This window comes from Cryobacterium breve, assembly GCF_027594785.1.
GTDB classification, from domain to species: domain Bacteria; phylum Actinomycetota; class Actinomycetes; order Actinomycetales; family Microbacteriaceae; genus Cryobacterium; species Cryobacterium breve_A.
The window spans coordinates 3,698,351-3,711,804 of record NZ_CP075584.1 but is presented as its reverse complement, the minus strand read 5'-3'; the positions used below and the strand labels follow the sequence as shown (position 1 = coordinate 3,711,804).

The window sequence follows — 13,454 nt, the reverse complement described above, 5'->3', positions numbered from 1 at the left end:
CGAGTTGCCCGGAGTGCGGATGTCTCCCCGCGAGAACGGAGACGGGTCTATGGACGCCCTGACGGACGAGGCGACCGGCCGCTACCTGGTGACGACAGAATCAGGAAGCCACTACACGCTCGATTTCAACCGGCGAGTCTTCCGGCGAACGACCGATCCGACTCTCGTGGCGCGTCACGGTCTTCGCTGTGATGGCGAAGACATCGACCTGGTCGAAGTGATGCAGTGTCGCCGCGGAAGGCCGATGATCCTTCTGATCAACTTGTGGGTTCCTGACGTGTGGTTCACCACCCGGGAATCCAGCCCGGTGGTTCGCATCGAGCCGATGCCCGAACAGCCGGGCCGGCTATGACTGCCGGTGCTGTGCCGCCGCTCGACTACCGGCCGATCAATGCTCTTCCCTACTGGGACAAAATCGGTGAGTTCGTCAATGCCGCGGTCGCGGACACCGCGAGCATTTCGGGACGCGAAGCACGGTCGTTGTATCCGGCCGCCGTGGCCTTCGTGATGTGGTGCTGGCAGAGCCGAGGCACGCCGTTGGAACGGCCACGCATCTTTCGCCTGGTCGTCGTTGAGGAGTTCGTGCACCTGGGCATGGCGTCGTATGCCCGTGGCAGCAAAGCCACCCACCGGGCAACGCTGACCATCATGGTGGAGGCGCTCAACCCCGCCGAGACGGTCCGCTCACGGCGCGCTATCCCCCGTTCGGCTCCAACGAAGCCCTACACGCGCGCAGAAGTCGCGGCACTCCACAGCTGGGCGGCGGCGCAGGGCACGCCCCGGCGTCACCATGACGCGATTGTCCTTCTGGCGTTGGGACTTGGCGCCGGCCTCGCCACTCGAGAGATCCTCGGCGCCCGCGTCGCAGACCTCGAGACCCGCGACGATGACATACACGTCATCGTGTGGGAGGGCCGGCCGCGCGTCGTTCCGGTCCGACCCGATTGGCAGCGACCCTTGCGCAGGATCTTGGCAGACCTCGACCCGGCCGCGTTGATCTTCCGGCCTGGTCGGACCGGGGCCAGCCCGGGACAGCTCACGGATTTTCTCTTAAGGTCCCGTACCGAGCTGGATGTGAGGCCCAGCCGGATGCGCACGACTTGGCTGCTCGAGCATCTCAATGCCGGCACGCCGCCTAAGGAATTGCTGCGAATTTCGGGGCTGAAGAACTTCGCCGCGCTCGACAAGATCGCCGCATTTGCCCCCAAAACAGGGCACACTAGCGCACTACCTGAGACAAGTAAATCCCACTGATCAGGAAATTCAAGCAGAGCGGTGATGGTTAGTGTTCACGGAGAGGGTTCGCTGCCGACAGTTTCGGGATCGCCCCACGCACGTAATGTTCGTGAACAGAAAAGACCGACTCCACAACATTTTTCTCGCCGACTCCGCGACGTATGCGCACCTGCGCGCTTTGGACCCGGAGCTTCCCGACTTCGCGTGGGGAATCATCGTGCGTTACCGCCCGCAGATCTCCCCCGTTCAGTGGGAGGCCGTGCGCGAATTCACGATCTCGAACGCCGTTCAGATGCGGCCGCGTACCTTCGACGCGGCGAGGCGCCTGATGTCGATGTCAGCGCGGTTCGGTGCCTGGGTATGGACGACTACGGGCACGCAGCTCACTGTCGAGCGCGTCTACACGCAAAACAACGTGTCCCTCTACCTACACGCCTGCCTTCCCAAGCATTCGGAGTCTCACCGGTGGGGGTTCGTCCGGCAGGTCGGTACCATCGCCGACACCCTCGCCGACGCGGGTATCAAACGCCTCCCGGCACCGCACCTTCCCGGACGTAGACGCAGCCCTTTCACCGTTTCTGACGCAGCCACGATGCACAGCTGGGCTGCCAGCCTCACCACAGACCTGAAACGGCAAAACGCTTGGGCGCTCCTCGGCCTCGCCGGCGGCGCCGGTCTCCGCGCACACGAGATCATCGATACGCGTATCAGCGACATTGAAGTCATCGACGGCCGCGTGTTCGTCAACGTCCCTGGAAAATGTGCACGACGAGTCCCGGTCATGCACCTCTGGAACCGCACGTTGATGCGCAGCGTGCAGGGTCGTACGAACCCCGACGAGTACGTCTTTCGCGGCTATCGCTGGGACGAGTACAGGCCCCGTGCTATTCAGAGCTTCTTGACCGAACACCCCGCCCGCGTCCGTGCCACCGTGTCCAGACTGCGCTCGACCTGGATCGTCGCACAAATCGATAACGGGCTTCCTGTCCCAGTGCTCCTGGCCATCGCCGGCTTCGTCACAGCCCAGAGCCTCGACAAGCACCTCATCTACGCCCAGACCGCGAACATCGACGCGTACGTGGGCCTCATTATTGGCGAAGAGGTCGCCCGGTGAGCGCCGGCGACATCGACTACGCGTTCAACGGGTACGCGCCCGACCTGGGCGGTATGACACAGACCGAGGTCATGGGCCGCGGCCGCATCCACCAGCTCATTGACGACGAAACCGTGGCGCTCATGGAAAGCCGGGTTCGAAAGACCGGGGTCCTCGAACGACTGCAGCAATGGACCGATGAAGATGCCAGCGGTATCGGCGTCGGCGGTCGTCCGTCACTCATCTCCGAAAAGGCGCTCCTCACTGCCCTTCTTCTGCTCGCTAAAGAAGGAACGTCAATGTTCCTGACGAGCGTGCGTGACCTCTTCATGTTCCGCCTCAGCGCCGCCTCCCGTGAACTCCTCGGCCTGGAAACCCCAAGGACAGCGTTCGTCGGCCATGTCGCGGAGAAGAGCCGCTGGTACGCCAACACCAGCCGTGCCTTCAACCGCATCAACGCCCTGATGGATCCGTTCCCGCAGGAACGCCGCCATTCCAAGACCTACACGCAGATCCAGGAAATCCTCCGCATGCACGATGAGGTGCTGGCGGACAAACGAAAAGCACGCCTCGACGAATTCACCAAGCTGTTCCTCGTCATGACGTACAACGAGCAGCCCCGCGACATCCGTCGCGCCTCCAAGAAGGTTGATATTTCCTTCGACCAGACCTACGTCGGCACCCCGACAACCAAGGGCTACTCTCGGAAAAATCTCGCAAGTCGCGTCAAGACAGAGACCGAGACCAAAGAGAAGAAGACCCTGAAGCCAGGCCCGGTCGATGCGTTCGCCGGCTGGCACGTCACAACCGGCGAACGCGTCGACGCGCCCAAAGGGCAAATCGACAACACCACTCCTGATAAGAAGGCTGGCTCCGCGAACTACCGCTGGGGCTGGGAAATCAACATCGCTGTCCGCGTCGATTCCGAAGCCCCCGGACAGCACAGATTCCCCGGACTCGCCGTCGCCGCTACCATGAGCCTGCCCAACGTCCGAGTCGCCGAAGAAGCCGTGTCCCTCATGAGAGCTACCAAAGCCCTCGGACTGGAGGCCGGCGTCGGCGACGCCGACAAGCAGTACTGGGCAAACTCCACAACCGAACGCCTTCATGACGATGCACTCAACGAGGGCTTCACACCCTCGACGGACTACCGCGTCGACCGACTTGGCCATCAAGGTGGCGACCACGGTGCGCTCTTCATCGAAGGCAGCACCTACTGTCCCGGCACTCCCAAACCTCTTCAGAATGCGACGAAGGAACTCCTGGGCCACATCATCGACACCGCAACATACCGGGAGCGAATCAAGAGCCGCTCCGCGTTTCAACTCCACGTCAAAGAGAAACCAGATGCAAAGGGCCGCACCGTACTGAGGTGCCCCGCCCTTGGCCCCAGCCCAACCGTGACCTGTCCCCTGCGCGAACTCCTGAAGACCGCGACGGACCGGCCCCGCCCCGCTGTAGACAGCGCAGACTTGAGCGACTTCACCGACGCCATCTGCATCAAGCACTCCGTGTCATTCGACATCGCAAACTTCAAGCGAACGGCGCAGGCATTCGAATACGGCACCCCGGAATGGGACAAGTTCCACACCCACGCCCGTAACTCCATCGAATCGCTCAATCACCAGATCAAGAGCGGCGGCACCGAGGACATCGAATCCGCCAGCCGCCGACGCGTCCGAGGCTTCGGCGCAGCCCAGATCATCGTCACCATCCTGCTGACAAACTTCAACCTCCGCAAAATCGCGGCTTTCATCAGCGACAAAATCAAAGCCGACGCCAAGAAACACGTCCATGGAGAACCTACCCTCATCCGGCGACGCGACCGCGAATGGCACAACCCCTACACCGACACTTACCCGCTCGGAGTAGAACGCCCAGACAAACTGAAACGCCCCGATGCCGACGACGAGACCGGCGGCCCACCGCAGCGGGTATAACAGTCACCCGACTGCCCAGACACCGCCCGAGAGAGCAAACCACCCAGCATTCGAGACAATCCGGCGCGCGCAAAATCGGAAAAGCCAGCCTCCACTCGACTGACAACTGGAGAACTACAGCCGCCGTCGACCGTGAGCCACCCAGATACAAGAAAACGCTCCTGAGAATCCTCAGGAGCGTTTTCTATTTCGACTTCAAGGCCGGTTTCGCGAAGAGTTTCGCGAACGGCCCTTTGGTCGGGCTGACAGGATTTGAACCTGCGACCCCCTGACCTTCCGACGCTGATTTTGGAGGTGACATCGTGATCACCAAAGCCCGAACTTCGTTGAAGTTATGCGGAAGTTGGGGCTTCAGCGACTCTTTGGAATCACTCCGTTATCGTCGTGTATCGCTGCGCATCATGACTAAATCATGACTGTTTCTTGGTGTTGAATCAGCCGATACGCGCCCGAACACCCTGCGTGGCATGCGCTCCCTGGCGTCAGCTGAAATGGCCGGAGAACTTGTACGTGCTATTCGCTCCGACATCGATCGTGAAGGTGTACTGCTGCTGTCCGGCGGGGAGGGTCATCTGATAGTCGGCCGGTCCTGAGCACTCGCCGCCCATGAACACGCTCGGGTCATCGGCCAGGGTGACCGAGCCCTTGCCGGAGGAGCATTCAAAGTGGGCGAAGAACACCACGTGCGCAGCACCGGGAGACGGGTTCGGCACGATGATCGACGTCGGGCCGGTTCCAGACTCCGAGACTCGCGGTGAGACCCCGGGAAGCTGAGTGGCGCCCGGTGAGCTGGCGGTCTCACGCGGATCGGTGACCGCGCCGCTCGGCGACATCGTTGCGCACCCGGCGAGGGAACCGCTGAACAGGAACGCGGCGACCAGGATCAGGGCGCGGTTTCTTCTGAAGCTCATGGAGTCGTCACTTTCATAGGCGATGTCGTTGCGGATGGATGGGTTGCCTCTGTCAAGCGAGCCTTGAGCTGGGCTTTCGCCCGCTGGTAGCGCCCACGAGCCGTGGATTCTCGGATGCCGCTGAGACGCGCGGCGTCGATGATGCTGAATCCGTCCCAATGGACGAGGCGGATCAGTTCACGCTGGTTCCGCGGGAGGTCCTCGAGGGCACGGCGGACATCGAGGACCTCGGCGGATGCGTCTGGTTGCGGCGTTTCGATCAGCTGGGCCCGGAGTTCATCGCTGAGGGCAGTGCGCCGGCGCTGACCGCGCGTCCAATTCGCCAGGACCCGGCGGGCCGTGGCGAACATCCACATCCGCGCGCCCTGGTCATCCGTCGGAACCTTGTCCAGTCTCCGCCAGGCAACCATCAGGGTTTCAGCGAGAAGGTCGGCCGCATCTGCCTGGGGAGTGACCCTGCGCGCAAAATAGCGGAGCAGGTCGCCGGCCAACTGCTCGTGCAGTTTTTCCAAACGTCGTTCGGCTGAACCCCCTGAGGTGAAATCGGACGGCCGGCTCACTTGTCGTGCCCTGTATCGCAGCGTTCCGAAGCGGACAGCGCAACTCCGTGACCCAGATACCCGGCCTGCGTCATTACTTGGGCGATCTGTTCTGTGACCTCTCCGGTCAGCCTGCCCGCCTCGGTCTCTCCCTGTCGCGCCAGTGCGACCCGGTCAAATGCGGACACTTCACCGAGAGTGGCCTCGATCGTCGACCAATCATGGCCTTGCAGAAAGGCCCGTGCGTTGGCGACGTGGGCATCCGTGTTCCCGTCTCCGGTTGTATAGTCCGGGTCCACCCGCATCACAATGACACACCCTGTCAGGCCGGTACCGTCCGAAATGGGGAACGCTCGATCCACCACGATGTCTGGTGTCCACGGGGCCCACTCAATGATTCCGGGAAGCGCGGAAGCTCCGGTGCCAGCGAGCAACACAACGCCTACGCCGATAGCCCCGATGGAGAAACGACGATGGCGCCGACGCCGAGCTGCGTGGTCAAACGCAGCGACTGACCGCACCAGACGCTGAAGAGATGGCGCTACGTGTGACGTTTCGGCTTCCGGGAATGGATCCGCCTTCTTCAAGGCCGCACTGAGACCGACGTCGTCCACCTCTCCCCCTCCCCCGAGCTCGACACCTGAATTCTGTCTTCATTCACTACATGTCTGGTCGAAGACACTTCTTTAACTCTGGACGATGGAAGATCTTCTCCCAGACACCGTTGTGCCGCCGGCAGCGACGGCTAAAAGCGCCTGGCTCGCATTCGCATTGGTGGGTTACGTGCACCGTGCCGACGCCGGAAGCTCCATCGTTTCAGCGAACCTCGCTCCCCGCGACATGGTGCTCTGCGCGAGACTGTCGCCGGGCCGTCTGCTCCTCAGATAGAACGAGAACCAAGCCCACCATGGCCAGACACGCGACGGCGAAGGCCACGACCAACACGAGCATCATCATGGTCTGAACCTACTGCAGCATCCGCGCGAAGGGTAGATGAAGGCCAGCGGTGCTCTAAGAGCCGGTAGCGCCGATAAGTAGCCCAGGTTTCACACTTCCACGAGCGCCTCTCACCTCGCGATCTCCGGCACACCCGGGGTGCTTTGGGCTGGCGTGACGAGGTCGGACTGAGACCCGATCCAGTGGCCGCGCTTATCGAAAGCGATCGTGGAGACGACTCGCGGGCGTTCGGTACGAAAGATGAACTTGTCCGCCTCCCGACTCACGACCCGGTAGGCATCCGCGGTGCAGAAGTAAATAACCTTCGATATCCCTTCCTGGGTGAGGCGCCTCGCGTGATTCTCGTAGATCGGCCTGTAGCGAGGTGAGGACTTCGCCGTCAGGCTCCACTTCAACGAGTTCCACTTGACCACCGTATGTTGCGAGGCCATCTGCTTGGTGGTCGCGGACACCGACGGGCCGTCGGTCGCGTTGCCAGGTGAAGCCGAGACAGAGATACCGGGCCGAGACTGACGCGACAGCAACCTCATGCCGGGTGGTCTGCCGGAACAGGTTCGGCGGCTTCCTCCCGACGGCATCGTGTGTCGCCCAGACGATCGACGCGCCCTGGAACGTCGGCCGCGCTCGGGCGACGAGTCCAGCCTCGACCATCCGCATGATCCAGTGCTGGGCCTTCCGGGTGCTGATCGGCTCGGCTGAACCGAGCATCGCGCCCAGGGCCCAGCGGATCGCATCGACCTCCGCCAGACGCACCGTGCCCAGCCAGTCAACCATCGCCAGATCACGCTCTGTCACCTGCACCATGCCGCTCCCCGTCCCTCAGAACTTCGGCTACTCAACCGTTTTTTTCTTGTTTTTTCTCTATGTTTTTTTCTTTTTCTTTCATTCATATTTCTTTCATCAACCTCTGACTCTTTCCCTGTCCCACCACCTCCCCTTTACTTCCCAACCCCCCACACAATGCCGTTGAGTGTGGGGGGTTGGGAAGCGAGCGCAGCGAGGGGGAGGCGGTGGGACAGGGAAAGAGTGCCCTCGGGTAGTCGTTTACCTATTCGTTCTCGATGACGGGGTAAACGACCACCCGGACGATCGAGTAACTCGCTTGGAAATCCTTCCGCGGCGCTCCTTGCGGCGGTGACCTGGGTGCCAGACGGTCGTTCAACTGGCCTCAGGAGCAGTCCCCCGCGTCACGTGCGTCGGAGCGAAATCTAGGCTCGCGATAGTTAGGGTCTCACTTGCTCGTGCCGCCGCGCCCCGGCCGAGCTAGGCCGAGCACAATCAGGATGATTCCGACGATCGCGACGATGAGCCCGATGGAGAGCCACATGCGGCTACCTGTCATGAAACTTCCCTGGATCAGATTCATGCCCTGCCCGGCCCACACTCCACCGAGGATCACAGCGATTGCGCCGACGGTGATGAGGGCGATGCGCCCGTTACGACTAGTCACGCCTCACAACGTACCCTCGACCCGCTCACCCATCGCCCGGTCGAGGTTCTCCTGATGCACGGCTGACATGAGTCCTGGTCCACCGTGCCTCTGCGCTGAGACTTCGCATTGCCGTCGGTCAGCACGTGGCTCGACCGTGCCTAGAATCGATCGCATGGTAGTCGAGGTCAGCACCGCGGCGTACTCGCGCCGAGCGAGGGAGTACTCCGAGGTCTTGGGGTCGATGGCTGCCGTGCACCCATCCGATCTCCAACTCGTGTCCAAGTGGGCCAGCGATGTCGACGGGGAAATAGTCGATGCTGGGTGTGGTCCAGGTCATTGGACGAACTTCCTCACGGAGCAAGGGCATGCCGCTCGCGGAGTCGATTTGGTACCCGAGTTCGTCACCTACGCCACGAACACCTTTCCCGGCGTGAGCTACACGCTCGGCAGTCTCGCTTCGCTCGCCGCCGGCACGGGTTCACTTGGCGGAATTCTCGCCTGGTACTCCCTCATTCACTACGAGCCCGAGACGATACGGATTCCTCTTCAAGAGTTCAGTCGCGCGCTAAAACCCGGCGGCACGCTGTTTGTCGGATTTTTCGAAGGCCAGACGGTCGAGGAATTCGCCCACGCCGTCACGCCGGCATACCGATGGCCCGTGGATGTCCTCGGCGCCGAGTTGGACGCGACCGGTTTTGACGTGGTCGAATCGCACGTCCGGAAGACCGCCGGCCAGCGCCCGGTGGCAGCGATCGTCGCCCGACGCCGTGATGCCCACTGAGTGAACTCCGTGCGGGCAATAGCCCGGCCTCCTGCTCCCCGACACACAAATCTGATCCGGGACGCTGACGGGCTCAGGCCTGAGGCTGCGCAATAAGGCCCACGACATTTCGAACGACTGCCATTGGCCTGGACATCCGGTGTCCCCGAAGAAGTTATCCACAGGCCCGTCTCGCGCGCGCGTACTGCTCCAGTTTTGTTCTTCCTGTTCCTTACTGTTAAGGAGGACGGTGAGCGTCCCCTTGCTGGGTCAGCTTTCGTACCCCTGAGGGGGACGGTGACCGTACCCCTGTGGGGGACGCTGAGCGACCCCCTAGACATCCCAGAGCCGATCTTGGAACTCCGGAAGCCGGCGGCCCGGCGTCGGCGGTTTGGCACTGTTGAGGTTCAGTTCGAACTCCGCTGCACGCCCGTTCCGGCCCGACCGAACCCGCGTGATCGCGCCGGTCTTGGTGAGTTCCGTCACGGCGCGTTTGACGGCCTGGTGGGCCGCGGCGCTCCCGTTGGACGGGGCGAGGAACCCGAGAGCGAGAGCGGACGCTTCCCGGCAGGCGAAATAGCGTCGGGGCGGTTGCCCGCCGGGATTGTGCTCGTCGTCCCAGCACTCCAAGGCCATGTGGATCAGCAACACTCTCGACGCATGCCCCAAGCCCAGCTGGGCGGCGACCAGGACGGCGTTCTTCGCCGCATACAAGCCCACGGCACCTCACCCACCCCTGCGGAGGGGAGGTGTCGTGTCGGCCGTGCTCGCTGGTCTGCGCATCGATCGACTCCTCTGCTGGTGACGCTCAATGGCCCAGGTCGTGCACCCAGGCCTTCGTACCGGCGCGACCGAGTGCCGCGCCCGTGACGATGGTTCAGTGCCGTGTTGGGGGCTCAGAGGTGCGGGTGGTGGCGCTGGCTTCGATCCAGGCGACGACTTCGGATCTCTTGTAGAGCACGGTCCGGGGTGTGGGTTTGTAGAACCGGGGCCCCCTACCCAAGTAGCGCAGCTGGGCCAGGGCGCCGGTCTTCATTCCCGTGATCTCGCCCACGGTGGCGGGGAGGATATAGTCGTCGTCCATGATCATCCTGTCTCGATGACAACCTTTCGGTTGTTCCAATGTTGAGGTCACAATATGGCGACTTCTCGCGTTTGACAAGAGTTTGCGTAGTATCTTGTCCTCATGACAGATTTCCGGATCGAGACGAGCATCGGCGACCGCATCCAGGCCATCCGGAAGCACCGCGGCATCCGCACCACGAAAGAACTCGCCGACACGATCCCCGGCGACAACGTCACCGAGGCGATCCTGCAGAACATCGAAGCCGGCCGGAAGAGCGACCTCGCCGTCAGCCAGCTGCTGAACATCGCACACGCCCTAGGCGTCTCCCCCTGTTTCTCCTCGCCCCCGTCGGCCGCCCCCTCAACGCCCTCGACCTACCCAACCTCAGCCCGGCGTTCGACGGCATGACCGTCGTCGAGTTCGACGCGTGGATCTCCGGCGAAACCGACGGCGCCTACCGCTGGACCACCACCGACGAACGCTCCGAACGCACCCAGCTACAAGCGATGCGCGAACGGGATGCCCTCATCCGCGAACGCAACCGCCTCGCCAGTAACCTCCAGGTCGAAACCACACTGAACGCGGCCGCCGGCGACAGCGACGCCGGCCAGCCGTGGAACACCGCCCAGGAACGCCTGAACGAAGCCAACCGACGCATCACGCAACTGTCCACGTACCTGACCTCGGCCGGCTGGTTGCTCGATGGCTGTGGGCAGTGACGTGGGACGGGAGCGATGACGCCATCGTCCCGCAGGTTAGGCACGAGGATCGCCGGCAGTCTCGAGCTCAGGCACATCCAGCTTGACGTGTCTGCGGTCGTGGCTAGAGTCGGCGTCAACACGATCCTTCACTGCCCTATGAGAAGTGGTGACGATGGCCAAGGCATGGATAGTCGATCGATGGCAGCGGATCGACCCGGACACCGGTCGCAAGACGAAGTCGCCCCAACAGGGTCGAGGCTCCCGCTGGCGCGTGGACTGGTACGAAGACAAAGCCGACGGCACCAAAGCGCTACGGTCGCGAAGCTTCAAGGTGAAGTCCGGAATTGGAAGCGCCGAGGAATTCGTCACGTCCATCGACAACTCAATGCGCGCCGGCATTTACTCGTCTCCGGAGGATTCGCGCCGCAAGTTCCGCCTAGTTGCGGACGAGTTCCTCCAGTCCAAGAAGTCGATCAAGGACAGCTACCGGTATCGACTCGAGAGGGACTTGAAGACCTGGGTCAATCCGAAATGGGGCGGACGGGCCATCGGATCCATCACCCGCCATGAGATCGAATCCTGGGTGAACGACCTGCAGACCGGCACCGCCCCTTTCGACTACACGAGAGGAAACGTGAGCCTGTCACCCGACGGACTCAGCGCATCCTCAATCAAGGGCATCGTCGTCCTCACCGGATCGATCTTCAAGTACGCCATGCGGCACAACTGGACGACGGCAAACCCGGTCGACGGCGTCGATCGACCGAAGGCGACGAAGAAGCCGATGGTGATCCTCGGCCACGCTGAAGTCGAGCGCCTGGCTGCATCAGCCAAGCAGCTCACAGAGGACCAGACCGATCGCGCCTTGGTCCTCACGCTCGGCTATGTCGGACTCCGGATCAACGAAGCCCTCGCACTTCAGGTCGGCAAGGTCGATCTCGACGCCCGCCGCGCCACGATCATGCAGACCTGGTCTCAGGGCGCAACCCGCTACCTCGGCACCCCGAAGTCGGGCAAGGCGCGCACGGTGTCGCTGCCCGGGTTCCTGGTCGCCGAACTGCGGCCACTGGTCGAGGGCCAGCCGCCGGACGCATTCGTCTTCCGTGCCGCCCGAGGGGGCGACATCCACGAGTCGAACTGGCGAGGCCGCGTCTGGGCCAAAGCCGTCACCTTGGCTGGACTGGAGTCCAAGAAGCCGACCCCGCACGATCTCCGCCACGCAGCCGCGTCGATGATGATCGCGAGCGGGGCCGATGTGAAGGTCGTCCAGCTGCAGCTCGGTCACGCACGCGCCACGGAGACTCTCGACGTGTACGCACACCTATGGCCCGATCACCTCGACGTAGTGTCGGACGCTGTAGAACTCGCTCGTGCCGCCGCCTTGCGCGCTTCAGAACCTCCTACTGACCGGGGTCAGGCGCGAGCGAAAACTTAGGTGCCCAACGACTGATCCTCAGTCCCATCCGCGGCTCCCTTTTGCTGGTCCGCAGCAATCTTCTTCGCGTAGTTCTTGATCAGCCATCGCGCGCGAAACCAGAAGCAGAAGTACAACCCAGCCAAAATGAACGAGGCGATGACCAGTGGATCGCCCACCGCGCGAGGTAACGACATGCCAAGAATGAACGTGGCGACCGCGCCCAAAAGCAAGCCGAAGCGGACCACAACCAAGATGACGACAGGATTACCTTTCACCCAACGACTCCCGTCAATAATGCGATCACTTCGTGTGCCCGAGCGTCTTCATCGACGACGACCTGGCAGTCCGTTTGCTTCCTGCCCATCACTCCGTACACGGCGTTCTGCGTGGTGTCATCTTTGCATGCCACGCGCCGGAAGACGCCGCCACTTCACGGCATATCCACGAAGTCGCTGGCAGCGACCTCGCTGCTTTTGGATGTCGTCCTTCGCCTTACTCACAACCACTCGACAATCGTCGATGATCCAGTCAACATCGCGGCTTCCCAAATAACTTCAAATTCTTCAGCTCGCAGGGTGAAGGAGGCCAGTCATCATGACTAAATCATGACTGCTAGGGAAATGACAAAGCCCCGGACCACGCTACTTCCGCATGATTCCGGGGCTAAATGTGGGCTGTTCGCGAAACTCCTGAGGGCGCGGAAGCTGGGCGTCTAGAAAGTGCGTTTTCCTCCGCGGACTGACACCTTTTCCTCCACACCTGTCCTTGAGCCACTATTGAACCGTAAGGAATAGGGAATCGGCGCGAGCCTCAAGCAGGTAGTCGCTAGTCTCTGACTGTCCACGAGCCTGGGCGCCAACGGCTTCATCGGTGTACCAGTAGAGGCGCCATGTTCCGCTGCTGCTGTGTTGTTGCCCCAAGTCCTGTGCCACGCCGATGGTGAAGAGCCAGACTTTGTCCTCATCGAGTGAAACGGCGGCAAGTATCTGCGCAGGACAACCGTGCGGGAAATTCCAGCCGATGGTCAGCTTCCCGGTTCCGCCGGCCGGCATCGCCCGTTCGACCGTCTTGACCCGAGCCGTTGCAGCTTCTGAACGCACGGGCGAATACACGACCAAGTCGATGCCGGCATCGGTTGTCATTCGGGCAGAATCAATCCCGCGCTTCCAGAATCCTGTATTCAACGAGCAGTTTCCCTGCCGCTCCGATGTGCGGCGTCGTCATGGCTTCACTTTCCCAGCGTTGTCCGCAGCTCGGAATCGATTACCCTACGACGGAGCCTGTCATCCCGCAACCGCGTCAACGCTGGCCGCGGGATGCTCATTGAGCCAGGACAAGACATACGCACGACGATTCACAGGGTTTGCTTCGGCGCGTCGCAGAGGTTCCAACGCTCCCGCAG

The 13,454-nt window shown here is 62.2% G+C and carries 17 protein-coding genes and 1 tRNA gene; 8 read left to right on the top strand and 10 right to left on the bottom strand.

The features are described from left to right. The first annotated feature begins 49 nt into the window (after nt 1-49). From KIV56_RS18050 to KIV56_RS18035, 4 genes are all read left to right on the top strand, one after another. Entirely contained in the window at nt 50-352 is a 303-nt protein-coding gene (locus KIV56_RS18050) for a hypothetical protein (RefSeq protein ID WP_281534490.1), read from the top strand. 11 nt (nt 353-363) lie between these two features. Beyond that, nucleotides 364-1,254 (top strand): hypothetical protein, encoded by an 891-nt coding sequence (locus KIV56_RS18045; protein WP_281534489.1) that lies wholly within the window; start codon nt 364-366, stop codon nt 1,252-1,254. Nucleotides 1,255-1,345: 91 nt separating this feature from the next. Then, nucleotides 1,346-2,350, top strand: a complete 1,005-nt coding sequence (locus KIV56_RS18040) for a hypothetical protein (protein WP_281534488.1) — start codon at nt 1,346-1,348, stop codon at nt 2,348-2,350. After that, nucleotides 2,347-4,269: a hypothetical protein gene (locus KIV56_RS18035; RefSeq protein WP_281534487.1), complete on the top strand. Its 1,923-nt coding sequence runs from the start codon at nt 2,347-2,349 to the stop codon at nt 4,267-4,269. Before KIV56_RS18040 ends, KIV56_RS18035 begins: the two co-directional genes overlap by 4 nt. A 234-nt stretch (nt 4,270-4,503) precedes the next feature. Here KIV56_RS18035 and KIV56_RS18030 read toward each other — a convergent pair. From KIV56_RS18030 to KIV56_RS18005, 6 genes are all read right to left on the bottom strand, one after another. Then, nucleotides 4,504-4,588, bottom strand: a tRNA-OTHER gene (locus KIV56_RS18030). Between the two features lie 163 nt (nt 4,589-4,751). After that, nucleotides 4,752-5,180, bottom strand: coding sequence for a hypothetical protein (locus KIV56_RS18025; RefSeq protein ID WP_281534486.1), 429 nt, complete (start codon nt 5,178-5,180; stop codon nt 4,752-4,754). Then, the gene (locus KIV56_RS18020; RefSeq protein ID WP_281534485.1) at nt 5,177-5,740 is read right to left on the bottom strand and encodes an RNA polymerase sigma factor; all 564 of its coding nucleotides are present in this window, start codon (nt 5,738-5,740) and stop codon (nt 5,177-5,179) included. Before KIV56_RS18020 ends, KIV56_RS18025 begins: the two co-directional genes overlap by 4 nt. After that, nucleotides 5,737-6,333: a hypothetical protein gene (locus KIV56_RS18015; RefSeq protein ID WP_281534484.1), complete on the bottom strand. Its 597-nt coding sequence runs from the start codon at nt 6,331-6,333 to the stop codon at nt 5,737-5,739. The genes KIV56_RS18020 and KIV56_RS18015 overlap by 4 nt, the downstream gene beginning before the upstream one ends. A gap of 535 nt (nt 6,334-6,868) precedes the next feature. Further along, nucleotides 6,869-7,480, bottom strand: coding sequence for a hypothetical protein (locus tag KIV56_RS18010; protein ID WP_281534483.1), 612 nt, complete (start codon nt 7,478-7,480; stop codon nt 6,869-6,871). Between the two features lie 427 nt (nt 7,481-7,907). Then, on the bottom strand, nt 7,908-8,126 hold the full coding sequence (locus KIV56_RS18005) for a hypothetical protein (protein WP_281534482.1): 219 nt from the start codon (nt 8,124-8,126) through the stop codon (nt 7,908-7,910). Nucleotides 8,127-8,382: 256 nt separating this feature from the next. Between KIV56_RS18005 and KIV56_RS18000 the strand changes: the two genes are divergently transcribed. Beyond that, nucleotides 8,383-8,889 carry a class I SAM-dependent methyltransferase gene (locus tag KIV56_RS18000; RefSeq protein ID WP_348648419.1) on the top strand — a complete coding sequence of 169 codons (507 nt, stop codon included), beginning with the start codon at nt 8,383-8,385 and terminating at the stop codon, nt 8,887-8,889. A 312-nt stretch (nt 8,890-9,201) separates the two neighbouring features. Here the strand turns inward: KIV56_RS18000 and KIV56_RS17995 are convergent, their stop codons facing one another. After that, complete coding sequence (locus KIV56_RS17995) at nt 9,202-9,588, bottom strand: hypothetical protein (protein ID WP_281534480.1); 387 nt, start codon at nt 9,586-9,588, stop codon at nt 9,202-9,204. Nucleotides 9,589-9,745: 157 nt separating this feature from the next. Then, nucleotides 9,746-9,952 carry a helix-turn-helix transcriptional regulator gene (locus KIV56_RS17990; protein WP_281534479.1) on the bottom strand — a complete coding sequence of 69 codons (207 nt, stop codon included), beginning with the start codon at nt 9,950-9,952 and terminating at the stop codon, nt 9,746-9,748. A 102-nt stretch (nt 9,953-10,054) separates the two neighbouring features. On the opposite strand from KIV56_RS17990, the gene KIV56_RS17985 reads away from it, so the two are divergent. The 3 genes from KIV56_RS17985 (at nt 10,055) to KIV56_RS17975 (ending at nt 12,070) form a co-directional block, all read left to right on the top strand. Beyond that, on the top strand, nt 10,055-10,342 hold the full coding sequence (locus KIV56_RS17985) for a helix-turn-helix domain-containing protein (protein ID WP_281534478.1): 288 nt from the start codon (nt 10,055-10,057) through the stop codon (nt 10,340-10,342). Beyond that, the gene (locus tag KIV56_RS17980) at nt 10,339-10,653 is read left to right on the top strand and encodes a hypothetical protein (protein WP_281534477.1); all 315 of its coding nucleotides are present in this window, start codon (nt 10,339-10,341) and stop codon (nt 10,651-10,653) included. The genes KIV56_RS17985 and KIV56_RS17980 overlap by 4 nt, the downstream gene beginning before the upstream one ends. Before the next feature lie 154 nt (nt 10,654-10,807). Then, nucleotides 10,808-12,070 (top strand): tyrosine-type recombinase/integrase, encoded by a 1,263-nt coding sequence (locus KIV56_RS17975; RefSeq protein WP_281534476.1) that lies wholly within the window; start codon nt 10,808-10,810, stop codon nt 12,068-12,070. Here the strand turns inward: KIV56_RS17975 and KIV56_RS17970 are convergent. Both KIV56_RS17970 and KIV56_RS17965 read right to left on the bottom strand, forming a co-directional pair. Continuing rightward, nucleotides 12,067-12,327 (bottom strand): hypothetical protein, encoded by a 261-nt coding sequence (locus KIV56_RS17970; RefSeq protein WP_281534475.1) that lies wholly within the window; start codon nt 12,325-12,327, stop codon nt 12,067-12,069. The genes KIV56_RS17975 and KIV56_RS17970 overlap by 4 nt on opposite strands. A gap of 498 nt (nt 12,328-12,825) precedes the next feature. Beyond that, nucleotides 12,826-13,194, bottom strand: coding sequence for a hypothetical protein (locus KIV56_RS17965; protein WP_281534474.1), 369 nt, complete (start codon nt 13,192-13,194; stop codon nt 12,826-12,828). Nucleotides 13,195-13,454: the final 260 nt, after the last annotated feature.